This is a genomic window from Pseudomonas sp. DTU12.3 (assembly GCF_004124275.1).
Classification (GTDB): Bacteria; Pseudomonadota; Gammaproteobacteria; order Pseudomonadales; family Pseudomonadaceae; genus Aquipseudomonas; species Aquipseudomonas helmanticensis.
Map to the genome: position 1 here is coordinate 5,688,312 of NZ_CP027218.1, position 25,211 is coordinate 5,713,522.

A 25,211-nucleotide genomic window follows, 5' to 3' on the forward strand; every position below is an offset into this window, starting at 1 on the left:
AAGTCCCACAGCCGGACGCAGATCCGGATGTACGTTTTGAAGGCTGGCAAGGCTTACCAAAAATAGGCCAAGCCAGTCCCCGAGAAGCCGGCCACAAGCCGGCTTTTTAATGCCTGCAGGAAAGTACTCCGGCCAAGCATCAGCATGCGCGAGCGCTGAGAAACAACGCATACGCCTTTCAAGACTTCAGTGCTTACTCTCCAAGGCATCCTCAGCGAGCACTAATTTATACTCGCACCCCGTCTGTAAAAACCTCTAGCACAGGATGCGCAGATGTCCGTTCCAACTTACGACCAGTTCATCGAACCGATTCTGCGTTTTCTCGCCACTGAATCCGAGGGGGCTGTCGCAAACGCTGCAACTGACTGAATCCCAGCGAGATGAACTGATCACCAGTGGTCAGGCCACTTACAAAAACCGATCAGGCTGGGCACACGACCGACTGAAGCGTGCCGGTCTTTCCAGCAGTGCCAAGCGCGGCTATTGGAAGTTGACTGATGCAGGCATGCAGTATGCTAAATCCGTCTCTCCTTCGCCCGGCTCTCCATCCTGGAACCGGGGCTGCTCAGCGTCAGTATCGGCGTGGTCACCACCCGTGAGTCGGGTTACGACCTGTCGCGCCTGCTGTCGGAGGCGGATCAGGCGCTGTACGGCGCCAAGCATCAGGGGCGCAACCGCGTTCAGACGTTGCGCTCGTTGTATCTGGGTCTGGCGTAAAAACCCTTTTAACTAGCCGTCCAACGCAGCTGGCCGGGCTATAAATCCGAGAAACGCTCCACAAGGAAGTTAGCAATTGATCCCCCACACTCCGAGCTCACAACTGAAATCCGTTGCCGCAACCACCCTGTACCTTTGCTTGACCGGATGTGTCGGGGTAGGCATCTCCCTGCCAGAAAAAGTCACACTGAAAACCGACGCTTACAGAGCGCAAAGCTACCGCTCAATTACCCCACAAATCACCCGAACAGCAACATCGGCACCCACCCGCGAATGGTGCGGAATCACTGTCTGGGCGCTGGTGATTCCGGTGCCGTTGAAGCTTCCGGTTTGCCACTCGTACTCCGAGCAATCCTTCGGCAGTGACGAGTTCGGGAGGGAGACCGTTCTGCTCAACACCCGACAATCAGTGCCATCCCCGCTCTACGCCTGTGGCCCACTGATGGTGCTGGGGCCGATCGTTCACGGTTACGAAGGTAATGCGCTGTGCGGTGTTTTTCCTGACTGATCCGTTGATTCACGGATAACTGAACGACTTCACCAGCGTCAGCTCCCCCACCGCGCGCATCGGTACGAGGAAAGTCTCCATCTTCTCGCTCGGCGTGCCTTCCTCGGTAATCACCGTGACCTGCGCGGTGGTCAGCGGCTGCACCGCTTCATCGCCGCCGTCCTCGTCGCCGCGATAGCCGCCGCCGTAGTAATTCACATACACCAGATACTGGCCCTTGATCGGCGCTGGCATGGCGAAGATTTCCGGGCCGTAGCCGGTGGTGACGTCTACGTCGAGCGCGGCACCGTTAGGCGCGACGCGGTTGCCGTACCAGATGTGCGCGCCGTCGGGGGTGACGAGGTGCAGATCGAGGTCGGTGCCGTCGCTGTCCCATGACAGCAGCACGCGCAGTTTCGCCGGGGTGGCGCCGCCACTGGTGTTGAGGAATTGCGTGCGATGGCGTTGCTGGCCGTCGGGGCTGCGCACTTCGACGCTGTTGCTGCCGTTGGGGAAGGAAAACGGACGATCGAAGTGGCCGCTGTCATCGATTTTCAGCGGCATGCTGACGCCGTTGACGATCAATCGCCCGGGCTCATTGCTCTTCGGTGTGGCTTTGATCTGGCCGCTGATGCGTGCGGTGTTGGCCTGGCCGACCGGGGTGTTGACCGAGGAGGCCGGGTAGTTGACGGTCTGGCGGAAGCTTTCGCCCTCGCCTTCCGGTGCGCCACTGCGCCAGCCGCCGACCGGGGTGTCGAGTTTGACGCTGTCGGCGGCCATCGCCGGCGCTAGCGCGGTCAATGTGCAGAGCAGCAGCAAGACCTGTGGATAACGAAGTGTCATGGTCTATTCCAGCAAAAGGTGACGGGCAAGCCCTTCGATGTAGGTTTCATCCTGGCCGTTGGGGTGTGCTTCAAAGGCCAGGTGCAGATATTCGTGGGTCAGGTCGAGGCGATCCTGCAGGGTCAGCACGCCACGCACGTAGATGCGTTGGCGTTCGCGGTCGACGAAGGGCCGGCCGAAGGCGAGTTTGCACACGGCGAAGGTGCTGACTTCGTTGTAGCCGGTTTCGCTTTCCAGCTTCGGACGCCAGCCACGCCGTTGTTTTTGCAGCCAGTCTTGCGCGGCGGGCAGCGCTTCGCAGGAAGCGACCGGGTTGTCCCAACGGCTGAGGCTGGCGCGCGGATAAGCGTGCAGCAGAATCGCGTCGTAGCGCTGGCCGGCATTGGCTTGCTCGACGGCTTGCTGCCAGGCGAGTTTGTCCGGGCCGGGTTGATCGGAATGATAGGTGACGGTGCTGCCAGCCAATACCAGGTCTGCCGTCCATGCAGCGATGTCGCGAGATGCGGCGGAGGCCGGGCGCGGTGCGACGCGTTGCCGAGTGCTGCTGTCGTCGATGCTCAGGCAATCGCCGTTGCGCGTGGCGTTTTGCAGCAGATACGTGCGGATCGCTACGGCGAGGGCTTTGGCCGCTTCGGCGGGTTCAGGTTTGGCTTCGCGCTCCAGCACTCGGGCGACGTACTCTTCGCGATCCAGCCTTGCGACGAGTTTGTCGTTGAGCAGAAAAAGTTCGCCGTCGCTGTGGATATCCAGCGCATTACCGTTGGCGAATTCGACGCGATAATCGCCCTGCAACGGGCCGGAAGTTACCACCCGCTCGCCAGTCAAAACCCGCGTAACCGGATAGCGCGAGAACAACCCGACTTCAACACAACGCCCCGCTTCCGCCGGCCATGCCGCTGGCAATGCAGTCGCCAGTGCCTGACCGTAATGGCGCAAAACCATCTGACTGGTGCCACGCCCGCCAGCCCAGACCGGCGAGCCATCCACCGTCCAACCGGCAAATCCACCCTGCCGCGACTGCGGGTCCTGATCGCCCAGCCAACTCCAGGTTTTCACCCGCAGGCGCCCGCCCATTTCACCGACAACATTGCCGTCAGCCGCGTTCAGCACCACATCGAGCAGCACTCGACGCGCCTGATCCTGCGCCGGCAAAGTCGCCAAGACTTTCAGCAACTCGACCACGGAGACGCGTTGCGCCGGTTGCACCGACGGCAAATCCAGCAGCCACGACGGCGCCTGTCGCGCCTGCCAATACGTTCGCCAATCCGCCGCCGCAATGCCCAACCGCGCGGGTTCGAAATACAACCCGCAGGATTTCACCAGCGCCTGATCACGCTCGATTCTGCCGCCCGCCGCGCAGCAATAAACCTCTTCCTTCGATTGCCCGCGACATTCATACGCCGGTTCCCGCGCGCCGGTATCCACCAGCCATGCGTAGACGAATAACTTCCACAGGCTGCCCAGCGGCGTATCCAGCGAAGACGGTAACGGTTCACGGGCGATCAGTTGCGTCTGATTCAACGACAACAACTCGCCTTGGTACGCCACGCGCAACGGCTCGTCCTGCGCCGTCGCCAGCGCAGGAATCACACACATCAGCAGCCACAGCAGCGGCCGGCTCATGTCAGTTGACCGTGACCTGACCGAGGGCGGCTTTCGCTTCCTGGGCCTGATGCTGCGGCGCGTACACCTGGGTGAAGCGCACCGGCGGCAAGTTGAACTGGCCTTTCTGCGAGAAACGCACCAGATGGCGCAAGCGCAATTCGCCGCTCAACGCATCGACCGGCACCGCATAGGCCAGTTGACCCGGTTCGAAACGCGCCTTCTCCAGCGCCGTCGGCTCGGTGCCGTCCTTGCCCTGCAACTTGATGCCCCACGTCGTGCGCTCGACATCGGCGCCCGGTGGCAGCGGCACTTCGAGCATGCCGTAGCGCAGCGGTTTCGGCGCTTTGCTGGTGAGGATCACTTCGTCCAGATACAGGCTGTCGCTGGACAGCGGTTTGGTCCCGACCGGCTCCAGTTTGAACGTAAATGCTTCATCGCCCGGCACCAGTCGCGACAGGCGACGGGTGATGGTCACGGCCATCGGATCGACCGGTGGTTGCTGAGTCTGGAAGCTCAGTGCCGCACGCAGCGGACGTTCTTGCGTGCCCGACACGGTCAGCACACTCGGCACTGGCGTGGCGCCTTGCCAGGTCCAGTACATCTCGCCGCTGGCACCGTAGTTTTTCTTCCAGCCTTCACCCGGCGTCAGGGCGATGGTCGGCGAAGCCTGGGCGATGCTGCGTTGCAGCCAGGTCAGCGCCAGCGCACGTTCCAAGGTCGATTGTTGCGGCAGCAGGCGTTGCAGCAATGCTTGCGCACGTGCCTGATCGAACGGCTGCAGCGACAGGTTCAGCGCTTCGGCAAACGGCTGCGAACTGACCGACAGACGCTGTTGCGCAGCAGTCACCTGACGATTGAACGCGTCTGGCAAGGCCACTTTCGACTGCGTGGCCAACGAAGCGGTCAGCACCCGCGCCGCCGCCAGACCGAGCGCCGAATCCGGATCGCTCATCACCAGACTGTCTTCACCATCGTCGAGCATCGTTTCAGCATTGCCTTCACCAGCCTTGGCCAGATCGTCCATCAAACCGCTGAGCAGCGTGTTCACCGGCAGATGCATCTGCTTGGCGAACGACAGAATCAACGCCCGTTGCAGCAACGGTGTGTTCGGCGCTTGCTTGGCGTAAACCTCCAGCACGCGCTGCCAGTGTTCCGGCGGCAAGCTCAGCTCCAGCACCTGGCTGGCATTGAAGTCGGCGTAGTAGGCGTAAGCCGTGAGGAACGCGTCCGGCTCACCGTCGTAACCCCACCAGGTGAAGCTCGCCGATGGCCCGGCCATTTGCACCAGGCGCAAACGGCTGTTCTGCATGATCAGGCGCAAGCGATCGCGGATCTGCGGGTTCGACGCCAGCGATGGATAAGCGATGCTCAACGGCAACAAACGGCTGGCCGTCTGCTCTACGCCGCCGTACGGATAGCTGATCAGATCATCGAGTGCCGAGCGGAACAGCGCTTGCGGACTGTCATCCAGGCGCAGGCGAATATCGCTGGCATCCGCCGGCAGGTTCAACGCCGTATCGCCGCTGGCGACATCGAGGTTTTGCGTCTGCGTCACTTGCCAACCATCACCGGTCGCACTCAGGCGCACAGCGAGGGAGTCAGCGGTTTTACCGTCCTGCACCAGTTCGGCCGTCCACTCGCCAGAAGCCAAGGCGAATGCCGGCAGCGGCAGATAATTGATGCCGTTGTTGAGGGTCACCGGCAGGCGTTGTTCGGCGCCAGCATAGTGAGTGACCAGTTCAGCCTTGACCGGTTTCTCGGCCTGACTGAAGGCGAACACACCGAGTTGCGGCTGATCGCCCTTGCGGAATTTACTCGGGCCGCTCCACTTCAGGTACAGAGGTTTTTCCGAACGGACGAACTGTTTCTTCTGCCCGACCTGACCGTCATCGGCGATGGCGCGGGCGGTGATGCGCCAGCGGGTCAGCGAGTCCGGCATCTTGAAGGTGAAGCGGGTTTTGCCGTCGGCACCGGTCAACAACTCCGGCTGCCACGCGGCGGTGTCGACGTCTTCACGACGCGGACGCTCCAGCACTTTTACCCCACGCTCGCTGCGGTTGGCTTTGCCCGGTGCACCGGGGCTGCCCGGCAACGCGACGTCGTAACTGATGAACGACAGACTGGCGCTGGTGCGCACGTTGTTGCGGCGCGGGTGATAGAAGAACTGGTCGATAGTCGGCGCCACTTCCGGTTGCAGCGCATAGACCATTTCGTCGACGACGCTGACGGTCAGGTGCGCCGGGACTGCTTTGCCGGCGAACTGCGTGGTCAGGTCAACCGTGACCGTGTCGCCCGGCAGATACACCGCTTTGTCGGTGCTGATCGCCACGTCGATTTGCGGCGCGACAACCTTGATCCCGGCGTTCTGGAAGCTGTACTGCCCGCCCTTGGTGTAGAGCACGGAGAAGGTCAGGTTCGGTGCGAAGTTGTCTTTCACCGGGATGCGCGCGCGGTATTGGGTGTCGCTGAGTTTTTCCAGTTTCAGCCAGTCGCCGCCTTTGGCCAGCAGCGCGGTGGCTTCGACCTTGTCGCGCTCCAGCGACAGCAGAGCATCACTGACCGGTTCCGGGAAAGTGATCAGCGCCAGCGCTTCATCGCCGGCCTTGTACTCAGGCTTGTCGAGGACGATTTCCACGGTGCCCGGCACCGCTTTCACACCGTCGCCAGTGACCGAGTGCCCGGTGGCGCCAAGGACGCGGCCGTGCAGGTCTTTCAAGGTCAGGTTATAAGTGCCCGGACGTTCGAAAGCGAGACTGAAGCCCTTATCCGTCGCTGCGAGTTTGCCTTCGCCGGTGCTCTGGTCTTCCAGGCGCACCCAGCCATACGTGCTCGGCGTCACCGCTTTGCTTTGCTCGGTGCCGCCCTCGTTGGCGTAGCTGAACGCAACCTTGTCGCCGACCGCACTGAAGCGTTGCGGTGCGCTCAGACGGAAACTCGCCGCGCCACGGTCGATAAGGATTTCCTTGGTGGTCTTGACCCGGTACGCCGCGCCATCGCTGGCGAACACCGTGAGCATGTAGCGGCTCGGTTTGTCGGCGGCTGGCAGATCAAGGCTCGCGTTGCCTTTGCTGTCAGTGGTGAGTTCGGTGCTGGTCAGTTCCACCGGGAATTGCCCGAGGTATTGCAGTTCGTTGTCGACCATCGACAGTTGCTGGGCACGCAGGCTCAGGGTCAGCTTGGCGTTGGCCACCGGTTTGCCGTCCGGGTAGAGCAACACCAGACTGCCCTTCACCGGCTCGCCGGTGCGGTAATCCTGCTTGGCCAGGTTCAGCGAAATCTCGAAGTGCGGCTTGATGTATTCCGCCACGCGGAAAGCGCTGCTGTAGGCCTGATCCTTATAGTTGAAACGAATCTCGTAACCGCCCGCCACCGCGTTATCCGGCAACTGGAAGCGGCCCTGAGTGCCTGCCTTCGAATCGAGTTTCAGATCGAGGTGTTGCAACTCGGTGCCCGTCGCATCCAGCACACTGACGCTGACATCCGCCGCCCCCGGCAACACCGAATCCCGCGCGTTCTTGAACTCGCGGCCAACGATTTTCAGCGACACCCAATCACCCGGGCGATACAGCGGCCGGTCGGTAAAGGCATAGAGTTTGGTGTCGTAGATTTCGCTGTCGTAGTAGAAGTTTTCCGAGACGAACACGCCGCCCTCTTCGTCCTCGCCGATCACGAACGAACGTTCAGGGCTGACGTGTTTCAGCCGCAGCAAACCGTCGGCATCAGTCGCGCCACTGCTCATCACGCCGAGGCCATCGGTCCACAGCACATTGACCTTCGGCACCGAACTGCCTTCGTGTTTGCGCGCAGCCCAGACCAGCAATTCATCGCCGGCAATCTTGCTCACCGCGACGGTATTGGAGACGAACACCATGGTGGTCGCGCGGTACTTGCCAATCAGCGCTTCGACCAGATACAGACCCGGTTTGAGATTGCCCAGCGGAATGTAAACGTTGCCCGGCGCGACGCTGACGAAGTCGCTGGAAGAACCGGCCAGATTGACCCCGGCCGGTGGCTGAATTGGCTTGGCCTGCCACAACGGATAACGGAACTGGCTGACCACCGGCAGACCCGGAATCAGCGCAAATTGCGGCTGCGCGTCGTACGGTGTCGGTGCGGCGATGGCGTTGCCCATCTTCAGTTCCGGCACTTCCTCGGTGACCTGTTTGCGCGACTCATAAGAGAACGCGCGCTGCATCACCCGACGGGATTTGCGGTACCAGTTGTCCCACAGGTACGCGAGGGTGTTGGACAGACCTTCGCCCTTGAACTGGCCGTCGCTGACCACGCGGTGCAGGTTTTTCTGACGCTTGAGAAAATCCAGCGGCTTGTCGATGCGGTACACGCGAATGTCGGCGCCGCCATACGGCTCCATACGGAAACGACGGTAATCACGGCCCGGCGCTTCGAGGCGCACCATCGCCTGTTCATCGCTGGCGAAACTGCTGTCGGCCAGGAGGAAAAAGCTTTCGCCCGAGACCGGCGTGTAGTTGCTCGGCTCGACCGAATCTTCGGCGCTGACGGTGGCCATTGGCAGCAACAGCGCCAGCAGCAAAGGAATTCGGGAACAGAGTCGCAACATGCGGGCACCGGTCATTGGGAGAGAAAGTTCAGTCGATAGACGCCGATGAAGTTGGGGTTGGCTGCGTCGGGTATCCATCGGGTGTCCTTCCATGTCATGAGTTGCTGCAGGCTTGCCGAACGCATGCCGTTGTCAGTCGGGGTGGTGGTGCCGGTGTGATAGGCGATGTAGCGGCCCATCCAGATCATCAGGTGCTGGTCGTCGCCCTGATCGAAAAACATCAAGTCACCGGGCCGTGCCTGCGACACGTCGCGGCTGACCAGATGGCTGTTGAACTGAATCAGTTTGATCGCGTTGACGTACGGCCCGACCTTGCCGCCGCCCTGCTGCCATTGCTGGGCGAGCTTGCGTTGGTCATCGCTGAGCGACAGTTCCGGCGGCAGATAGCGGTTGGACAGGCCATTGCTGCGCAGCCATTTGTCGTCGTGGACTTTCAATGCTTCGTTGGCGGCAAAGCGCACCAGCCCGGCACAATCCTGCTGATACCAGCGCGGGCTTGGGCCTTGGCTCAGTTGCTCCTGGGCGATGCGCACGAACCAGGCGCGAAACACCTGGGATTGCGCAGGGTCCAGCGCCGGTGCTTCAACGGCGCGGGCGCCCGCACTGAGCAACAGCGCAAGCAGGCCGAGGCTGCGGATCAGTGCGGTCACAGCGCTTTCCATTCCAGCGGCAACCACTGCCAGTGGCCGTCGGGCTCGCTGCCTTCAGGCAAGGTCAGCGCGTATTTGCCGTAGCCGCCGAGGGTGCGCAGTTTCGGGATCAGGTAGGTTTGCGCGGCGTTGTAGAACACCGGCTCCATGTCCTGAGGCAGGCTGTCGAGGGTTTCCTGCTGCATCAGTTGCGCCATCGAATCCGGGCCGAAATAGATCGGCATCAGTACATCTTTGGGCAGCACGTCGGCCATCGGCGGGAAGCGTTTGTCGAGGGTGCCGAGAGCCTTGTCGACCAGTTTGTCGTCGAGGGAAAACAGCAGCGTCGAGCCGTGACGGGCGAGGCTGACTTTCATGAACGCCTTGCCGGAAATCGCGTCCGGGTTCTCGGCAGTCTTCGCCGCATACGGGCCGAAGTTGGAGCTGACCTGACGCTGCCAGACGTGGTTCTGGCCTTCTTGTTTCTCGACCACCGGGAAGACGTTTTCGTCGACATTGGCTTCGAACGCACCGACCATCGAACCGAAAAGCTTGCCGAGGTCGCCGTCGAGTTTGCTGCTGTCCTCATCTTTAAGGCTGGCCACCAATAGCGGCGTGTACAAACGCGAATCGGCGTACCAGCACAAGCCCGCCGCGCCGGCCACGTGATCGGTGAGGGTTTGCGCCACGGCTTCTTCGGCGCCGAGTTTCACCAGCAATGGCTTTTGCGGCTCGGCAGCCACGGGCAGGGTTACGCAAGCACTGGCGCCGAGCGGCATGGCTTGCCAGACCGGTTTGAAATCGAAGTCCGGCTGATTGTCCAGTTCGTCCATGGCGAGGTAGCTGTGCCACCCCTTGTCGTCCATGTCGAAACGCAGCCCGGCGAAGTTCGGGATGAAACGCTGATAACCCATGGCAAGGACGCTGGAATTCACCGACAGGCGCTGTTTGGTTTCCGCAGTTTTCGCCGGCAGACCGAACGCTTCAGGAAAGAGTTTTTCGCCGTTGAGCAGCGCCGCCAGTGCCTGTGGTGAAACGTGGCCGGACTCTTCGGAGGCACCGCTTTCAGGGTCGTAATATTTGGCGGGATTGGACAACACCACCAGTTTGTCGCCATGAGAGGCAAACAACAGGGCTTTGCTGGCGTTGTAGGTCAGCTGGTACAACGGCACCGTGTCGCCACCGACCTTGAGTTCCGCCATTTGGCTAAGCTGCGTGTCATCCAGCGCAACCTTCGCCAATGGCTCAAGCAATTTGGCCAGCCCGCCGCGATCCATCACCAACAGGAAATCCTTCAAGCGACCGTCAGCCCCGCGCCACAGTGCGACATCGGCCGGTTGGTCGAAAAGCTGTTCGATCAGGCTGTCCTGCAACTTCAGGTCATGCTCGTAGATGATCCGGCGCAGGCTGCCGATCAAGCCGAGACGATCGGCATGGGTTTCGTAATAGAAGACGAAATCTTCGGTGAGCGTGGCTTTGAGGAACGGCACCGTCAGCAGATCCTTGGGCAACTGGCTCAAGGAGCGGGTTTCCAGCAAGGCATCCGGTCGGCTCAGGCCAAGCTTGTCACTGGCCAGTTCCGCCGGTGGCGCTTTGGGCTTGTGCAAAAACCAGCCAAGACCGCCCGCCACCCCGGCCACCAGGCACAGCCCGACCAGCAGCAACGGCCATTTGCGGGAAGGTGGAGTCGCTGGCGTTTCGGCAGCTGGAGTCACAGTGTTATCACTCATCGTTAACAAAACCCGATTTCATCCGTGGCGGGATGCTTAATAGTTGAAAGTCTTGACCAGCAGCAGATCACCGATCGCCCGCAGGGGCACGATGAACGTTTCGCGTTTTTCGTCGACGGTGTTTTCGTTGAGCACCAGCGTGATTTGCGAGGTGATCACCTCGTTCTGATTGCTGGTCTCCTCGAAGTTATAGCCGCCGTTGCCGAAGTTGCCCCAATAGTTGACGTAAACCAGATAGGTGCCATGCAGCGGCGCGGTCATGGTGAACATTTCCGGGCCGGGGCCATCGACGCCATCCGGGTCCAGACCACCACCATTGCTCAGCGCCGGCTGCGCCCAGAAAGCATGCTGACCGTCGGGCGTGACAATGTGCAGATCGAGTTCGGCCTTCGGATCGTCCCATCCCAAGACAAGACGAATCCGCGCCGGCGTGCGCAAATTGTTTGCTTCATAAAATTGCACGCGTTTCAGCGACTGGCCTTCGGCGCTGATCACCTCGACACTGTTGGAGCCCGCGCCGAACGCGTAAGGCCGGGCGAAACGGCCCTGGTCGTCGGTGTACAGATTCAGTGGATTGCCATTCACGGCGAGGCTGTGCGGCGGACGCATATGACCGATGGCTTTGAGCTGACCCTGGATCATCGTGCGATTGCGCTGGATGCCGCGATCGATCGGTGGCGTCGGGTAGGCGACTTGCGGGTTTTCCGTGCGATCGAGCAAACCGTGATAGCGCCAGCCACCCACCGGTTCCGCCAGTTCGGCACTCGGCGCGGCCAGCAGCGCGGGCGCGCAGGCCAACCCGATCAGCAGCAAAAGAAATGAACGCATGTGACGCCTCCTGCCATGCCTGAACGAAACCTTGCACCCGATCCTCGGTACTTCACAGCGGTGAAACTGCGTTTCGTCTGAAAGACCCGTGACTATGGGGTCGTAGAAGGCGCGAAGATTAGCCATTCGGTGGTTTTTTAACAATCGGATACATGTGCTTTTGCTGTAGGAATCCAGCCAACCCGGTGGACGGTGAGCCGAATAGGCGTCATATTCGGCTCACAAAATGAGCCGAATAGCTTTTCTATTCGGCTCACGGACTCACGGCAGGTATAAATGGCAGCTCACTGGATCTGGCAACAGCCCGACTGGCCCGACTTCAACTGGCAGGCAGAACGCCTGGTACCGTTGTTGCGCGAGTGTGTACAGGCACAAGGTCAGTTGATGGGTATGGCCGGTTCAGTAGGCGATTCTTTGGGGGCTCAGACCGAACTGGATGCCCTTTTGCAGAATATCGTGACGTCTTCGGCCATCGAAGGTGAGCAACTGAATGTTGGCTCCGTACGGTCGTCCTTGGCGCGACGTTTGGGCCTGGAGTTGATCGACGGAGATAAAGTCAGTCAACGCAGTGAAGGTCTGGCGCAGCTCATGCTTGATGCCACCCGTCGATTTGCCGAACCGTTGACGCTGGAACGCCTGCTGGAATGGCACCAATGGCTGTTTCCCGATCAAGAAGCCGGCCTTACTGCGCGCTCAATGCATGTGGGTGCGCTGCGCGGTGATGAGCCAATGCAGGTGGTATCGGGTCGCATTGATCGTCCAACGGTTCATTTCGAGGCGCCACCTCGCAAAGGTCTTGAGCAGCAGCTCGACCCATTTCTCCAATGGTTCGAGGCCAGCCAGCATCAGACAGCACTGGACCCGATGCTACGCGCGGGCATCGCCCATTTCTGGTTTGTCACTTTGCATCCGTTTGACGATGGCAACGGTCGCCTGACCCGCACCATCACTGATCTGGCGCTGGCACAGGGCGAAGCGCAAGCCATCCGTTTCTACGCCATGTCGGCGAGCATTCTGGATGATCGTTCCGGCTACTATCGGATTCTGGAGTCAAGCCAGAAAGCCACACTGGATATCACAGAGTGGCTCACATGGTTTTTGCAAACGTTGCTACGAAGTCTGCAAGAAGCCATCACCCGGATTGAAAGCATGCTGGGCAAGACGCGTTTCTGGCAGGCACACCGCGAGTCCGAACTTTCGGCGGAGCAGGTCAAAGTGCTCAATCGCCTGCTCGACGGCGGCGAGCGGGGCTTTGAGCACGGCATCAGTGCCGGGCAATATCAAGCAGTGGTGAAAGTGTCGAAGGCCACAGCGACCCGCCACCTCGCGGAGTTGCTGGAGAAAGGTTGCCTGCAACGCTTACCGGGAGGTGGTCGGAGCACGCGCTATCAAATTCGTTATCCGGATTAGCACTGACAATGCCCACCTGTGGCGAGGGGATTTATCCCCGTTGGTCTGCGCAGCAGCCCCAAAAGCTACGAGCACCTATTTTCAGGTCTACCGAGTCAGCATTGATTACGACTGCTGCGCAGCCGAACGGGGATAAATCCCCTCGCCACATTGGATCTTTGTTTTCTCATGGGATATTTGTTCTCACAAGGGATATTTGTTCTCACAAGGGATCTTTGTATTCAGCCTAGATCTTTGCTCTGCACAAGGGATCTTTTCATTCAGAGGGGATCTTTATCCTGCACAAAGGATCATTTGTTCTGGCGCGCATCGCCCTGCTCATTTGCCCATAAACCCCCTATCTGCTAGTGTCGCGCCGGTTTAACGTCAACCGGAAATCGCCGCCATGGCCCGCAAAAAAGCTGCACTGGATTTCGAACAGTCCCTCGCCGACCTGCAAACATTGGTCGAGCGTCTGGAGAACGGTGAATTGTCGCTGGAAGACTCGCTGACCGCTTTCGAGCAGGGCATCGGTCTGACTCGTGACTGCCAGGCAGCGCTGGCGCAAGCCGAGCAGAAGGTACAAGTGCTGCTGGAGCGCGATGGCGAACTCGCCGAGGAACCCTTCGACGCGGAACAGCCAGAATGATTGCAGCGTATACGGCGAGCAGCCAGGCCCGGGTCAACGCGGCGCTGGAAAGCCTGTTCAGCGCCCCGTTGCCGGAACTCGCGCGGCTTTATGAAGCCATGCGCTACAGCGTGATGAACGGCGGCAAACGCGTGCGTCCGCTGCTGGCCTACGCTGCGTGCGAAGCGCTCGGTGGCAAGGCTGAGCAAGCCAACGGCGCGGCCTGCGCAGTCGAGTTGATCCACGCCTATTCGCTGGTGCACGACGATTTGCCGGCGATGGACGACGACGATCTGCGCCGCGGCCAGCCGACCACCCACAAAAAATTCGACGAAGCTTGCGCGATTCTTGCCGGCGACGGGTTGCAGAGTCTGGCGTTCAGCGCCCTGCTCGATCCGCGCCTGAGCGATTGCAGCAGCGACATCCGCCTGCAAATGGTCACCGCGCTGGCTCACGCCGCAGGCCCTGCGGGCATGGTTGGCGGTCAAGCCATCGACCTCGGTTCGGTCGGCCTCAAGCTCGATCAACAAGCCCTCGAACAGATGCACCGGCACAAGACCGGCGCGCTGATCGAAGTCAGCGTCAAACTCGGCGCCCTCGCTAGCGGTCGTGCCGAAAAGGATGAACTCAAGGCCTTGCAGACTTATGCACAGGCCATCGGTCTGGCCTTTCAGGTGCAGGACGACATCCTCGACGTCGAAAGCGATACCGAAACCCTCGGCAAACGCCAGGGCGCCGACATTGCCCGTGACAAGCCGACCTACCCGGCCCTGCTCGGTCTCGACGCCGCCAAAGCCTACGCGCTGGAACTGCGCGATCAGGCCCTGCATGCCCTGCGACCGTTTGACGCGGCAGCCGAGCCATTGCGCGAACTGGCCCGGTATATCGTCGAGCGCCGCAGCTGACGGCGAATCCGCCAAAAAAGACCAACGCGTGGGCAGGGGGCGATGCATCAGGTAAACTGCCGCATCTTCTATACCTATAACGATTCGCCTGATGCCCACGACGTTTCATGAGATTCCCCGCAAGCGCCCGACCACGCCCCTGCTCGACCGCGCGAATACGCCGGACGGCCTGCGCCGGTTAGGCGAAGCCGAGCTGGAAACCCTGGCCGATGAGTTGCGCCTGGAATTGCTCTACACGGTCGGTCAGACCGGTGGGCATTTCGGTGCCGGCCTGGGCGTGATCGAGCTGACCATCGCGTTGCATTACGTCTTCGACACGCCGGACGACCGTCTGCTGTGGGACGTTGGCCATCAGGCGTATCCGCACAAGATCCTCACCGGTCGCCGCGAGCGCATGGGCACCCTGCGCCAGAAGGACGGCATTGCTGCCTTCCCGCGCCGCGCCGAGAGCGAGTACGACACCTTTGGCGTCGGCCACTCCAGTACCTCGATCAGCGCCGCGCTGGGCATGGCGATTGCCGCCCGCCTGCAGAACAGTGATCGCAAGGCAATCGCCGTGATCGGCGACGGTGCGTTGACCGCCGGCATGGCTTTCGAGGCGCTGAACCACGCGCCGGAAGTCAACGCCAACATGCTGGTGATCCTCAACGACAACGACATGTCGATCTCGCGCAATGTCGGCGGCCTGTCCAATTATCTGGCGAAGATCCTTTCCAGCCGCACTTACGCGAGCATGCGTGAAGGCAGCAAAAAGGTCCTGTCGCGCCTGCCCGGCGCCTGGGAAATCGCCCGTCGTACCGAAGAATACGCAAAAGGCATGCTGGTTCCCGGCACGCTGTTCGAAGAGCTGGGCTGGAACTACATCGGCCCGATCGACGGCCATGACCTGCCGACCCTGATCGCGACGCTGCGCAACATGCGTGACCTCAAAGGTCCGCAGTTCCTGCACATCGTCACCAAGAAAGGCAAGGGTTTCGCCCCGGCGGAAGTCGACCCGATCGGTTACCACGCCATCACCAAGCTTGAACCACTGGACGCTCCGGCCGCTGCGCCGAAGAAAGCTGGCGGGCCGAAGTATTCGGCAGTGTTTGGCGAGTGGCTGTGCGACATGGCCGCTGCTGACCCACGCTTGGTCGGGATCACCCCGGCGATGAAGGAAGGCTCGGATCTGGTCGCATTCAGCGAACGTTTCCCGCTGCGCTACTTCGACGTGGCGATCGCCGAGCAACACGCGGTGACGTTCGCTGCCGGCATGGCTTGCGAAGGCGCGAAACCAGTAGTGGCGATCTATTCGACATTCCTCCAGCGCGGTTACGACCAACTGGTGCATGACGTCGCGGTGCAGAACCTCGACGTGCTGTTCGCCATCGACCGTGCCGGTCTGGTCGGCGAAGACGGCCCGACCCACGCTGGCAGCTTCGATCTGTCGTACCTGCGTTGCATCCCGGGCATGGTCATCATGACCCCGAGCGATGAAAACGAACTGCGCAAAATGCTCACCACCGGCCACCTCTACAACGGCCCGGCGGCAGTGCGTTATCCACGCGGCAACGGCCCGAACGCAACCATCGAGAAAGACCTGCAGCCAATCGAAATCGGCAAGGGCATCGTCCGTCGCCAAGGCAGCAAAGTCGCTCTGCTGGTGTTCGGTGTGCAATTGGCTGAAGCGCTGAAAGTCGCCGAGAAGCTCGATGCCACTGTGGTCGACATGCGTTTCGTCAAACCACTGGATGAAGCGCTGGTGCGCGAGATTGCCGGCAGCCATGAGTTGCTGGTGACCATCGAAGAGAACGCGATCATGGGCGGCGCCGGTGGCGCGGTCAGCGAGTTCCTCGCACGCGAGAACATCCTCAAGTCGATGCTGCATCTGGGCTTGCCGGACGTCTACGTCGAGCACGCCAAGCCTGCGCAGATGCTGGCCGAGTGCGGGCTGGACGAGGCCGGGATCGAAGCGTCGATTCGTCAGCGTCTGGCATTGCTCAACCGCTAAGCGCTCCCCCTGTAGGAGCTGCCGAGGGCTGCGATCTTTTGATCCTGCTATTCGGCAGCTCCGGAACTGTTCAAAAGCAAAATCAAAAGATCGCAGCCTTCGGCAGCTCCTACAGGGTTTTGCACAGACCATGGATTGCCATGAAATTTTCGCGCCTTGCCCTGTCCTTTCTGCTGCTGCCAACTGCCAACGCTTTCGCCGACACGTTTGAACGTGATCAGGCGCTGAAGCTGCCGGATGTGCTGATCTCCGCCAACCGTCAGGTTGAAGCGCGCAACGACAGCAGCGCCGCCAACACCGTGTTCACCCGAGAAGACATCGACCGTCTGCAGCCGAGCGACGTGCCGGACCTGCTGCGGCGTGTGCCCGGCGTGCAAGTGGCGCAGACCGGTGGGCGCGGCAGCCTGCCCGGCGTTTACATTCGCGGTACGCAATCGGCGCAGAGTCTGGTGTTGGTCGACGGTCAGCGCATCGGCAGCTCGACCTCCGGCGACAGCAATCTGCAACACTTGAACATCGAGCAGATCGAGCGCGTGGAAGTGTTGCGCGGTTCGCGTTCGGTGATTTATGGCAGCGACGCGATTGGCGGGGTGATTCAGATTTTCACCCGGCGCGGCGTCGAGCAGGGTTTGCAGCCACGGCTGCACGTCGGCTTCGGCAGCAACCAGACGTGGGAACGCAGCCTCGGCGTGTCCGGTGGCGATGAAAAAACCCGTTTCAATCTTGGCGCCAGCCTCGATGAAACCGCCGGGATCGATCGCACCCACGAGTCGTATCCGAGCGACAGCGACCACGACGCCTACCGCAACAAGTCCGTCAGCCTGAGCCTCAGCCATGTGCTGACCGATGACATCGAAATCGGTGCCAACCTGCTGGATAACCGTGGCAAGAGCGAGTTCGACAACCCGTTCGGTCGCTTTGACACCAACACTTTCGAGTCGGTGCAACAGCAGCCCTACAGCGATTTCGACGTCAGCAGCGTCAGCAGTTACGTCGATGCGCGGGTCAACGATATCTGGAAAACCCGCGTCGAATTCGGCCACACCGAGAACCGCGAGAAGACCCTCGACAAGCTCAGCGACGAACGCACCGTGTTCAACACCTACCGCGACTCCGTGAACTGGCAGAACGATCTGACCCTGGATGCACGTAACAGCCTGATCCTTGGCGGCGACTGGTACGAAGACCGGGTCAACAGCAGCACTGCATTCGACGAAGACAGCCGCTGGAACCGCGCCGCCTTCATTCAGCATCGTTATCAGGCCGACAGTTTCTCCACGGAACTGGGTCTGCGCCACGACGACAATCAGCAGTTCGGCAGCCAGAACACCTGGAGCGGCACGTTCACCCTGCCGCTGAATCCGGACAATGATCTGTTACTGAGCTACAGCGAAGGTTTCCGCGCCCCGACTTTCAATGACCTGTACTACCCGGATTTCAGCAACCCGGACCTGAAACCGGAAACCTCGAAAAGCTATGAGCTGCAATGGCGCAGCCAGTTGACCGACAGCAGCCGTCTGGAAGCCTCGATTTACCGCACCGATCTGGAAGACGCGATCATCTTCGGCAGCAATTCACGTCCGGAAAACGTCGCTTCCGCACGAATCAACGGCTTTGAAGCGGCGCTGAAGCAGGAACTGTTCGGCTGGCAGAGCAACCTCGGCGTGGCGATTATCGACCCACGCGATCGAGACACCGGACATACGCTGGCCCGACGTGCCCGGCGCACGCTGAGCTGGGATCTCGATCGCCAGTTTGACCAGCTCAGCCTCGGCGCCAGTTGGCAGGCGGTGAGCGGCAGTTATGACGACCTGAACAACCAGCAGCCATTGGGCGGCTATGCGCTGTTCGGCTTGCGCAGCGGTTGGGCGCTGAACCGTGAGATCAAGCTGGATCTGAAAGTGGATAACCTGTTGGATAAGGCTTACAGCCGCGCGAACTACAGCTACGACGGCAGCCAGTATGGTTATCGCGAGGAAGGCCGGACGTGGATGTTCGGCGTCACCTGGACCCCCGAAATCCGCTAAGACCCCACATCTGGATATCACCCGACACCCTGTAGGAGCTGCCGCAGGCTGCGATCTTTTGATCTTCGGCAATCCCGACTCAGCCACAAAGCAAAGTCAAAAGATCGCAGCCTTCGGCAGCTCCTACAGGGGTTATCGGTGGGGCTGGATGAGTTGGCAGAGTTTGGCGGTGGCTTCGATCATCTGGCCGCTTGGGCGTTCGAGGCCTTTGTCGGTGATCAGTAGCAAGTTCTCCCGCTTTACAGCGGCGACCTGCGGCCAGTTTTTCCAGGCGTTGAGCTGGGACTGGTCGCTGGCCAGAATGACTTCGGGATCACGTTGCAACACTGATTCGATGCTGACTTGCGGTGCAGGCAAGGTCAGATCGCTGAACACATTCCGCGCCCCGCACGCCTCAAGTGCATCACTGATGATCTGCCCGCCACCGACGGTGTACAGCGGCTTGTCCCATACCTGATAAAACACCCGCAACGGCGCATCGCGGTGATAGCGCTGGCGCAGCTCGGCGAGTTTTTGTCGCAGATCAGCCGCCAGTTTCAGCCCACGCTCGGGTCGCCCCAATTGCGTGGCAATGGCTTCAATCTGTGCAGAGAGTTGTTCAAAGGAGTGCGGTTCAGCGACAAAGGTCGGGATGCCCAGGCGCTTGAGCTGATCACGCTGCGCCGGGCCGACGCTACCGGGCCAGAGCAACAACAAATCGGGCTTGAGACTCAGCAGTTGTTCCATGTCGAGCTGGCCGTAGCGGCCGACTGACGCCACGTTGGCGATTTCAGCAGGACGCTCACCGGCATCCAGCACACCGACCAGCAGGTCGGCCGAATCCAGTTCAACGACGATTTCGGAAAGGGACGGTGCGAGGCTGACCACGCGCAACGCAGCCAGCGCAGGCGCGCTGACGGCCAGCAGCAGAAGCGCCAGCCACAGACGGCGCATCAACCGAGTTGACGCGGGATACGGTAAAGGTAAAACAGCACCGCAGTGGACAATGCCAGCAGCATCAACGGCACTGCTTCAAGCTCGACGAACACCGCCAAGGCGCCGATCCATGCCGGCAATGCAGCCGCGAGAAAAGCTCTGCGGCGACGCGCCGCGAGGGCAATCCACGCCGCTGGTTCATCCGCCGTATCGAGGGCTTTCTGGGTGGCGATCAGCGCATGTTTGTAAGGACCGAAAAACTTCAGGCTGACAAACATCGACGCCACGCCGGCAATAAAGAATGGCATCGCCAATACCGGCAAAATACCTTCGCCCTGACCAAACAGCGCGTTGAGCACGAACAGCGGCAGCAGCGCCAGCGCCAGGTATTTCCACCAGTCGACTGCTAAACGGCGCCGCACCTGACCACGCGTCACGCGCGGTCAACCTCGCCCTGATGCTCGTTGCCCATCATGTGGTCGAGCTTGCTGGCCTTGGTTGCCAGGTAGAGTTTGTTGTGCGGATTGTGGCCGGTGTGCAGCGGCACACGCTCGGCGACAGTAATGCCCATGTCGGTCAAGGCTTTGACCTTGCGCGGGTTGTTGGTCATCAGGCGCAGGGATTTCACGCCCAGATGCTCAAGCATCGGCAGGCACATGGCGTAGTCACGCTGGTCGGCGGCGAAGCCCAGACGTTCGTTGGCTTCAACGGTGTCGGCACCGCCGTCTTGCAGCTCGTAAGCACGGATCTTGTTCAACAGACCGATGCCGCGACCTTCCTGACGCAGGTACAGCAACACGCCTCGGCCTTCACGGGCGATCGCCTTGAGCGCGCCTTCCAGTTGCGAGCCGCAGTCGCAGCGCTGGCTGAACAGGGCATCGCCGGTCAGGCATTCGGAGTGCAAACGGCCGAGAACCGGGGCGCCGTCGGCGAATTCACCCAGGCTCAGCACCACGTGCTCGCGGCCGGTGGCTTCATCGAGAAAACCGTGCATGGTGAATTGCGCAAAAGGTGTTGGCAGCTTGGAAGCGGCGACAAAGACGACAGGCACCGGTGTGCTCCTGATCTAAAGAGTCTGAAAATTCGCAGGCGGGCATTGTAACAGCAGGTTCCTACAGACGCTTAGGCTGAATTATCGGGCATAACGATCAAAAAGTTTGATAACAACAGACTTGTCTGGATCCCTGTGGGAGCGGGCTTGCTCGCGAATGCGGTATGTCAGTCGACACATTGGCTGGCTGAGCCAACGCCTTCGCGAGCAAGCCCGCTCCCACAGGGGTTATGTGCAAGCATCCGAATCGGTGTTCAGTTCGTGTTGAAGTTGAAGTTGAAGTTGAAGGGGTATGGCTGTTTCCACTTCTCGAAGATCGGCTTCAGCTCACCGCTTTTCACCAGTTGCTCCATGCGCTGGTCATACAGTGCCATCAGCGCACGCGCCTGCGGGGTATCAGCGAAACCGAGGAACAACGGCAGCTCGGCCAGATGCGAATAGCGATACTGGGCCGGATCGCCCGCGGTTTTCATCACCGCCTCAATCTCGGTCAACGCATCGATGTAGTAATCCGCGCGCCCCTGCTTGAGCATCAACAGAATGCCGGTACGCCGCTCGATCTGGTTGTAGCGCTTGATGTTCGGCAGGTAGTTTTCGTAGCGATAGCCACGCACCCAGGCCAGTCGGTATTTGCCCAGCGTCGCCTGGGTGGGTGCAGGATTGCTCGCCAGGCCCAGCGCGTAGATGTGATCGGAATCGAAATTCCAGTGCGGGTACAGCACTTGCTCGGCTTCATCGCGGTAGGAACCGACCAGCGCGTCGACTTCCTTCAATTGCACCAGCCCGACCGAACGGGTGTACGGCACCGTGCGGATTTCCAGCTTCACCCCGGCAGGTTCGAACACCTTGCGCAGCACATCCCAACCGAGGCCATGGCCGTCGGCGGCGGTGTAGTCTTCCCAGTCTTCGCTGGCCAGATGGATGACCGCAGGCGTCGGCGCAGCGTCCTGCGCACTGGCAGCGTCCTGCGCACTGGCAACAGTGCTCAGCAACACAAAAACCACCAGCGCCAACCAGCGTCCAGCCATCCCTAGTCCCCTTGCTTGAACCTGATCACCCCTTGGATCAGGCGAAAACCCACACCAGCCCTTGCATGGCCAGCCAGGCAAATACGCCGGCCAGCACGTCGTCGAGCATGATCCCCACGCCGCCGTGGACATGCCGGTCGATCCAGCGGATCGGCCACGGCTTGAGAATGTCGAAGAAGCGGAACATCAGGAAACCCGCGAGCAACCAGTACCAGCCTTCCGGCACCAGCCACAGGGTGATCCACATCCCGACCATTTCGTCCCAGACGATGCCTTCGTGGTCGTGCACCCGCAGATCGTCGGCGACTTTCCCGCACAGCCAGAAGCCGAACAGCATGGTGATCCCGAGCATCAGCCAGTAACCCCAGTCGGGCAACATCTGCCACAACGGAATAAAGGGTAGCGCAACTAACGAGCCCCACGTGCCCGGCGCTTTCGGCAAGGTGCCGGAACCAAAGCCGAACGCGAGGAAATGCCAGGGATTGCGCCAGACCGACGGCGGAACGAATTCGGCCGGAACCTGTTTCGGGTGATCTGTCACGGTGTCTCCTGAAAATGTTGATAGCCCCGGATTTGCGGGGTGATGTCGTGCCCTTCGCGATCCAGCAAGACTACGCCCTGCCCTTCTGCGACGCGACCGATCACATGAATCGGCCAGCCATTGGCCAGCAGCGCCGGCAACTCGACGGACGGTAGCGAGAACGCCAGCACGTAATCATCGCCACCGCTCAACGCCGCGCGCTCGGCACCACGCTGGCCGAGAAACGCCACTAAAGCATCCGACAGCGGTACGCGCTCGCGTTCAATCTCGAGCCGCACCTTAGACGCCAGTGCGATGTGACCACAGTCGGCGAGCAGGCCATCGGAGATGTCCAGCGCCGAGGTTGCTTTGCCACGCAGGGCCTGGCCAAGGGCGAGTTGCGGTTGCGGCGACCAGTAATGATCGAGCAGCGGTTGCGCGATATGCGCTTCGGCATCACGTTGACCGAGCACCAGCGGCAGCGCGCCGGCAGCATTGCCCAGTTCACCGCCAACACACAGCAAGTCACCCGGTTGTGCGCCGCTGCGGGTCAACGCCTGACCGGCAGGCACGCGACCGAACACGGTGACCGTCAGGCTCAACGGCCCGCGCGTGGTATCGCCGCCGACCAAGGCAACGCCGCAACTCTGCGCCATACGGTTCAAACCGCGGGCATAGGCTTGCAACCAATCGGCGGTCACCGTCGGCACAGTCAGGGCAAGGGTAAAGGCAACGGGCGTGGCGCCCATGGCGGCCAGATCGCTGACCGCAACGGCCAGCGAGCGCTGACCGAGCAGAAACGGATCGCAGGGGTCGGCGAAATGCACACCGGCCACCAGCGTATCGGTAGAAATCGCCAACTGTTCCCCGGAGGGAACAGCGAGCAAGGCGCAGTCGTCGCCGATTCCCAGAGCAACGCCCTCGCCGCCCTGCGCACAAGGCGCGGCGGCGAAGAAATTGCGGATCAGCTCAAACTCGCCCATGGCGCAGACAAAGGATTCAAGCGCCGGTTAGCGCTTGAACGCCTTCACTTCAGCTTCACGCAGACGCGGGGCCAGCTTGTCGAGCACACCGTTGACGAACTTGTGACCGTCGGTGGAACCGTAGACTTTCGCCAGTTCGATGCCTTCGTTGATCACCACGCGGTACGGCACGTCGACGCGCTTGAGCAGTTCCCAGGTCGACAGGCGCAGGACGCACAGTTCAACCGGGTCGAGCTCTTCGATGGTCAGGTCCAGGCACGGCGCCAGCGCGGTGTCGATCTCGGTCAGACTGGCCGGAACACCGTGCAGGATGTCGTGGAAGTAGCTCTGGTCGGCGAAGGTGAAGTCGTTATCGACGCGAAACTGCGCTTCGATTTCGTTCAGCGAAGCACCAGCCATGTGGCGCTGGTACAACGCTTGCGTCGCCAACTGACGGGCAGCGCGGCGCTTTTCGCTTTTCGAAGGCTTGCCGGCGTCGGTTGGACGCGGCTCGCGCGGGTTGAAACGATCGCTTTCGTCGCTAATCACTTGGCCTCCAACTGTGCCAGCAGGCTGACCATTTCCAGAGCGGACAGGGCAGCTTCGGCACCTTTGTTACCGGCCTTGGTGCCGGAACGTTCGATGGCTTGCTCGATGGAATCAACGGTCAGGACGCCGAACGCGACCGGCACGCCGAACTCCATGGACACCTGGGCCAGACCCTTGGTGCATTCGCCAGCCACGTATTCGAAGTGCGGAGTACCGCCACGAATGACCGCGCCGAGGGCGATGATGGCTGCGAACTCGCCTTTCTGAGCGACTTTCTGCGCAACCAGCGGGATTTCGAAGGCGCCAGGCGCGCGGATGATGGTGATGTCGCTTTCGCTCACGCCGTGGCGAACCAGGGCATCAACTGCACCGCTGACCAGGCTTTCAACAACAAAGCTGTTGAAACGGCCTACTACCAAAGCGTAGCGGCCTTTTGGGGCGATGAAGGTACCTTCGATGGTCTTCAGGGTCATTCGTCAGTTCTCTTAAAGAGCCGGGACGCGTCTCGTACGCGTCCCTCAGTGATATTAGCCACGAATACATGGCCGGAAAAATCCGCATTGCTACCTGATCACAAACTGTGGCGAGGGAGCTTGCTCCCGCTGGGCAGCGTAGCGGCCCCTTTTGTGGGCGCTGCGCACCCAAGCGGGAGCAAGCTCCCTCGCCACAATGAATCTACGTCAACAATGCCGGAAACGACCGGTCATTATTCGGAGGGCACGTATTCTACAACTTCCAGATCGAAACCGGATATCGCATTAAATTTCATTGGTGCAGACATCAAGCGCATTTTGCGTACACCGAGGTCACGCAGGATCTGCGAACCGGCACCGACGATGCTGTAGGTGGTCGGTTTTTTCGGTGCTGGCTGATCGCCGGTTTCACGGATATGCGCCAGCAGCACGTCGCCATCGAGCGGGTGACCAAGCAACAGCACCACGCCGCTGCCGGCCTCGGCAACCGCAGCCATCGCGGCGCGCAGGCTCCAGCGGCCCGGTTGCTTGACCATCAGCAAGTCGCGCAGCGGGTCCATGTTGTGCACGCGAACCAGCGTTGGCTCTTCGGCGCAAACAGTGCCCAGGGTCAGCGCCATGTGCACGTCGCCTTCCACCGAATCACGATAGGTCACCAGGTTGAATTGGCCCAGTTCGCTGTCCAGTGGCTGCTCGGCAATCCGCTGAACGGTACGTTCGTGGATCATCCGGTAGTGAATCAGGTCGGCGATGGTGCCGATCTTGATGTTGTGTTCAGCAGCGAACTCTTCGAGTTCAGCGCGACGGGACATGGTGCCGTCGTCGTTCATCACTTCGCAGATCACGCCGCTCGGCTCGAAACCGGCCATGCGCGCGAGATCGCAAGCGGCTTCGGTGTGGCCCGCGCGAGCAAGGGTGCCGCCGGCCTGCGCCATCAGCGGGAAGATATGGCCCGGGCTGACGATGTCTTCAGCCTTGGCATCCTTGGCAGCAGCCGCTTGCACGGTGCGCGCACGGTCAGCGGCGGAGATGCCGGTGGTCACGCCTTCGGCAGCTTCGATCGAGACGGTGAACTTGGTGCCGAAGCCGGAACCGTTGCGCGGTGCCATCAGTGGCAACTTCAGAGTTTCGCAGCGCTCGCGGCTCATCGGCATGCAGATCAGGCCACGGGCGTGCTTGGCCATGAAGTTGATGTGTTCGGCCTTGCAGCATTCGGCGGCCATGATCAGGTCGCCTTCGTTCTCGCGGTCTTCGTCATCCATGAGGATGACCATCTTGCCTTGGCGGATGTCTTCAACCAGTTCTTCGATGCTATTGAGCGCCACAAGGCACCCCCCTTCTTTCGAATTTAGAGCT

At 60.9% G+C, this 25,211-nt stretch carries 21 protein-coding genes and 2 pseudogenes; 8 read left to right on the top strand and 15 right to left on the bottom strand.

The annotated features are described in order from the left end of the window. Positions 1–388: 388 nt before the first annotated feature. The 3 genes and pseudogenes from C2E19_RS29320 to C2E19_RS26160 all read left to right on the top strand — a co-directional run. Positions 389–460: pseudogene (locus C2E19_RS29320) on the top strand (hypothetical protein); the annotation flags it as partial. Positions 461–519: 59 nt separating this feature from the next. Continuing rightward, positions 520–717 (top strand): annotated as a pseudogene (locus C2E19_RS26155) (diguanylate cyclase); the annotation flags it as partial. 76 nt (positions 718–793) lie between these two features. Then, on the top strand, positions 794–1,225 hold the full coding sequence (locus tag C2E19_RS26160) for a hypothetical protein (protein WP_129395687.1): 432 nt from the start codon (positions 794–796) through the stop codon (positions 1,223–1,225). 9 nt (positions 1,226–1,234) lie between these two features. Here C2E19_RS26160 and C2E19_RS26165 read toward each other — a convergent pair whose 3' ends face one another. Genes C2E19_RS26165 through C2E19_RS26190 form a run of 6 tightly spaced genes read right to left on the bottom strand, consistent with a single transcriptional unit; the run spans position 1,235 to position 11,418 of the window. Beyond that, on the bottom strand, positions 1,235–2,047 hold the full coding sequence (locus C2E19_RS26165; protein WP_129395688.1) for a YfaP family protein: 813 nt from the start codon (positions 2,045–2,047) through the stop codon (positions 1,235–1,237). A 3-nt stretch (positions 2,048–2,050) separates the two neighbouring features. Next, positions 2,051–3,670, bottom strand: coding sequence for a DUF2300 domain-containing protein (locus tag C2E19_RS26170; protein ID WP_129395689.1), 1,620 nt, complete (start codon positions 3,668–3,670; stop codon positions 2,051–2,053). 1 nt (position 3,671) lies between these two features. Then, on the bottom strand, positions 3,672–8,246 hold the full coding sequence (locus C2E19_RS26175) for an alpha-2-macroglobulin (protein ID WP_129395690.1): 4,575 nt from the start codon (positions 8,244–8,246) through the stop codon (positions 3,672–3,674). After that, positions 8,243–8,893, bottom strand: coding sequence for a DUF1175 domain-containing protein (locus C2E19_RS26180; protein ID WP_129395691.1), 651 nt, complete (start codon positions 8,891–8,893; stop codon positions 8,243–8,245). The genes C2E19_RS26175 and C2E19_RS26180 overlap by 4 nt, the downstream gene beginning before the upstream one ends. After that, positions 8,878–10,590 (bottom strand): DUF2138 domain-containing protein, encoded by a 1,713-nt coding sequence (locus tag C2E19_RS26185; RefSeq protein ID WP_129395692.1) that lies wholly within the window; start codon positions 10,588–10,590, stop codon positions 8,878–8,880. Before C2E19_RS26185 ends, C2E19_RS26180 begins: the two co-directional genes overlap by 16 nt. Before the next feature lie 36 nt (positions 10,591–10,626). Then, on the bottom strand, positions 10,627–11,418 hold the full coding sequence (locus tag C2E19_RS26190; RefSeq protein ID WP_129395693.1) for a YfaP family protein: 792 nt from the start codon (positions 11,416–11,418) through the stop codon (positions 10,627–10,629). Between the two features lie 276 nt (positions 11,419–11,694). Between C2E19_RS26190 and C2E19_RS26195 the strand changes: the two genes are divergently transcribed. The 5 genes from C2E19_RS26195 to C2E19_RS26215 all read left to right on the top strand — a co-directional run bounded on the left by C2E19_RS26195 (position 11,695) and on the right by C2E19_RS26215 (position 18,357). Next, the gene (locus C2E19_RS26195; RefSeq protein ID WP_129395694.1) at positions 11,695–12,828 is read left to right on the top strand and encodes a Fic family protein; all 1,134 of its coding nucleotides are present in this window, start codon (positions 11,695–11,697) and stop codon (positions 12,826–12,828) included. Positions 12,829–13,213: 385 nt separating this feature from the next. Beyond that, positions 13,214–13,456: an exodeoxyribonuclease VII small subunit gene (locus tag C2E19_RS26200; RefSeq protein WP_003228627.1), complete on the top strand. Its 243-nt coding sequence runs from the start codon at positions 13,214–13,216 to the stop codon at positions 13,454–13,456. Then, positions 13,453–14,340: a (2E,6E)-farnesyl diphosphate synthase gene (ispA, locus tag C2E19_RS26205; RefSeq protein WP_129395695.1), complete on the top strand. Its 888-nt coding sequence runs from the start codon at positions 13,453–13,455 to the stop codon at positions 14,338–14,340. Before C2E19_RS26200 ends, ispA begins: the two co-directional genes overlap by 4 nt. A gap of 91 nt (positions 14,341–14,431) precedes the next feature. Next, positions 14,432–16,330, top strand: coding sequence for a 1-deoxy-D-xylulose-5-phosphate synthase (gene dxs / locus C2E19_RS26210; RefSeq protein WP_129395696.1), 1,899 nt, complete (start codon positions 14,432–14,434; stop codon positions 16,328–16,330). A 140-nt stretch (positions 16,331–16,470) separates the two neighbouring features. Continuing rightward, entirely contained in the window at positions 16,471–18,357 is a 1,887-nt protein-coding gene (locus C2E19_RS26215) for a TonB-dependent receptor domain-containing protein (RefSeq protein ID WP_129395697.1), read from the top strand. Positions 18,358–18,489: 132 nt separating this feature from the next. On the opposite strand, the gene C2E19_RS26220 is transcribed toward C2E19_RS26215, so the two are convergent. From C2E19_RS26220 to ribBA, 9 genes are all read right to left on the bottom strand, one after another. Further along, positions 18,490–19,290 (bottom strand): cobalamin-binding protein, encoded by an 801-nt coding sequence (locus C2E19_RS26220; RefSeq protein WP_129395698.1) that lies wholly within the window; start codon positions 19,288–19,290, stop codon positions 18,490–18,492. Beyond that, entirely contained in the window at positions 19,290–19,709 is a 420-nt protein-coding gene (locus C2E19_RS26225) for an MFS transporter (RefSeq protein WP_129395699.1), read from the bottom strand. Before C2E19_RS26225 ends, C2E19_RS26220 begins: the two co-directional genes overlap by 1 nt. Next, positions 19,706–20,323, bottom strand: a complete 618-nt coding sequence (gene ribA, locus C2E19_RS26230) for a GTP cyclohydrolase II (RefSeq protein ID WP_008081835.1) — start codon at positions 20,321–20,323, stop codon at positions 19,706–19,708. Before ribA ends, C2E19_RS26225 begins: the two co-directional genes overlap by 4 nt. Positions 20,324–20,577: 254 nt before the next feature. After that, positions 20,578–21,351, bottom strand: coding sequence for an ABC transporter substrate-binding protein (locus tag C2E19_RS26235; protein ID WP_129395700.1), 774 nt, complete (start codon positions 21,349–21,351; stop codon positions 20,578–20,580). Between the two features lie 37 nt (positions 21,352–21,388). Further along, positions 21,389–21,892 (bottom strand): phosphatidylglycerophosphatase A, encoded by a 504-nt coding sequence (locus tag C2E19_RS26240; protein WP_127651238.1) that lies wholly within the window; start codon positions 21,890–21,892, stop codon positions 21,389–21,391. Continuing rightward, complete coding sequence (gene thiL / locus C2E19_RS26245) at positions 21,889–22,854, bottom strand: thiamine-phosphate kinase (RefSeq protein ID WP_129395701.1); 966 nt, start codon at positions 22,852–22,854, stop codon at positions 21,889–21,891. The genes C2E19_RS26240 and thiL overlap by 4 nt, the downstream gene beginning before the upstream one ends. A 27-nt stretch (positions 22,855–22,881) precedes the next feature. Beyond that, complete coding sequence (nusB, locus tag C2E19_RS26250; RefSeq protein ID WP_053124252.1) at positions 22,882–23,382, bottom strand: transcription antitermination factor NusB; 501 nt, start codon at positions 23,380–23,382, stop codon at positions 22,882–22,884. Next, positions 23,379–23,855, bottom strand: coding sequence for a 6,7-dimethyl-8-ribityllumazine synthase (gene ribE / locus C2E19_RS26255; protein WP_003228649.1), 477 nt, complete (start codon positions 23,853–23,855; stop codon positions 23,379–23,381). Before ribE ends, nusB begins: the two co-directional genes overlap by 4 nt. A 233-nt stretch (positions 23,856–24,088) precedes the next feature. Further along, the gene (ribBA, locus tag C2E19_RS26265; protein ID WP_129395702.1) at positions 24,089–25,180 is read right to left on the bottom strand and encodes a bifunctional 3,4-dihydroxy-2-butanone-4-phosphate synthase/GTP cyclohydrolase II; all 1,092 of its coding nucleotides are present in this window, start codon (positions 25,178–25,180) and stop codon (positions 24,089–24,091) included. Between the last annotated feature and the right edge of the window lie 31 nt (positions 25,181–25,211).

What these genes read in the sequence shown, in the direction of transcription:
- C2E19_RS26195 (WP_129395694.1), top strand. Translation starts at nt 11,695, where the DNA reads ATGGCAGCTCACTGGATCTGGCAACAGCCCGACTGGCCCGACTTCAAC.
- ispA (WP_129395695.1), top strand. Translation starts at nt 13,453, where the DNA reads ATGATTGCAGCGTATACGGCGAGCAGCCAGGCCCGGGTCAACGCGGCG.
- C2E19_RS26235 (WP_129395700.1), bottom strand. Translation starts at nt 21,351, where the DNA reads ATGGCTGGACGCTGGTTGGCGCTGGTGGTTTTTGTGTTGCTGAGCACT.
- C2E19_RS26220 (WP_129395698.1), bottom strand. Translation starts at nt 19,290, where the DNA reads ATGCGCCGTCTGTGGCTGGCGCTTCTGCTGCTGGCCGTCAGCGCGCCT.
- C2E19_RS26170 (WP_129395689.1), bottom strand. Translation starts at nt 3,670, where the DNA reads ATGAGCCGGCCGCTGCTGTGGCTGCTGATGTGTGTGATTCCTGCGCTG.
- C2E19_RS26190 (WP_129395693.1), bottom strand. Translation starts at nt 11,418, where the DNA reads ATGCGTTCATTTCTTTTGCTGCTGATCGGGTTGGCCTGCGCGCCCGCG.
- thiL (WP_129395701.1), bottom strand. Translation starts at nt 22,854, where the DNA reads ATGGGCGAGTTTGAGCTGATCCGCAATTTCTTCGCCGCCGCGCCTTGT.
- C2E19_RS26200 (WP_003228627.1), top strand. Translation starts at nt 13,214, where the DNA reads ATGGCCCGCAAAAAAGCTGCACTGGATTTCGAACAGTCCCTCGCCGAC.
- C2E19_RS26215 (WP_129395697.1), top strand. Translation starts at nt 16,471, where the DNA reads ATGAAATTTTCGCGCCTTGCCCTGTCCTTTCTGCTGCTGCCAACTGCC.
- C2E19_RS26175 (WP_129395690.1), bottom strand. Translation starts at nt 8,246, where the DNA reads ATGACCGGTGCCCGCATGTTGCGACTCTGTTCCCGAATTCCTTTGCTG.
- C2E19_RS26180 (WP_129395691.1), bottom strand. Translation starts at nt 8,893, where the DNA reads ATGGAAAGCGCTGTGACCGCACTGATCCGCAGCCTCGGCCTGCTTGCG.
- C2E19_RS26185 (WP_129395692.1), bottom strand. Translation starts at nt 10,590, where the DNA reads ATGAGTGATAACACTGTGACTCCAGCTGCCGAAACGCCAGCGACTCCA.
- ribE (WP_003228649.1), bottom strand. Translation starts at nt 23,855, where the DNA reads ATGACCCTGAAGACCATCGAAGGTACCTTCATCGCCCCAAAAGGCCGC.
- C2E19_RS26165 (WP_129395688.1), bottom strand. Translation starts at nt 2,047, where the DNA reads ATGACACTTCGTTATCCACAGGTCTTGCTGCTGCTCTGCACATTGACC.
- dxs (WP_129395696.1), top strand. Translation starts at nt 14,432, where the DNA reads ATGCCCACGACGTTTCATGAGATTCCCCGCAAGCGCCCGACCACGCCC.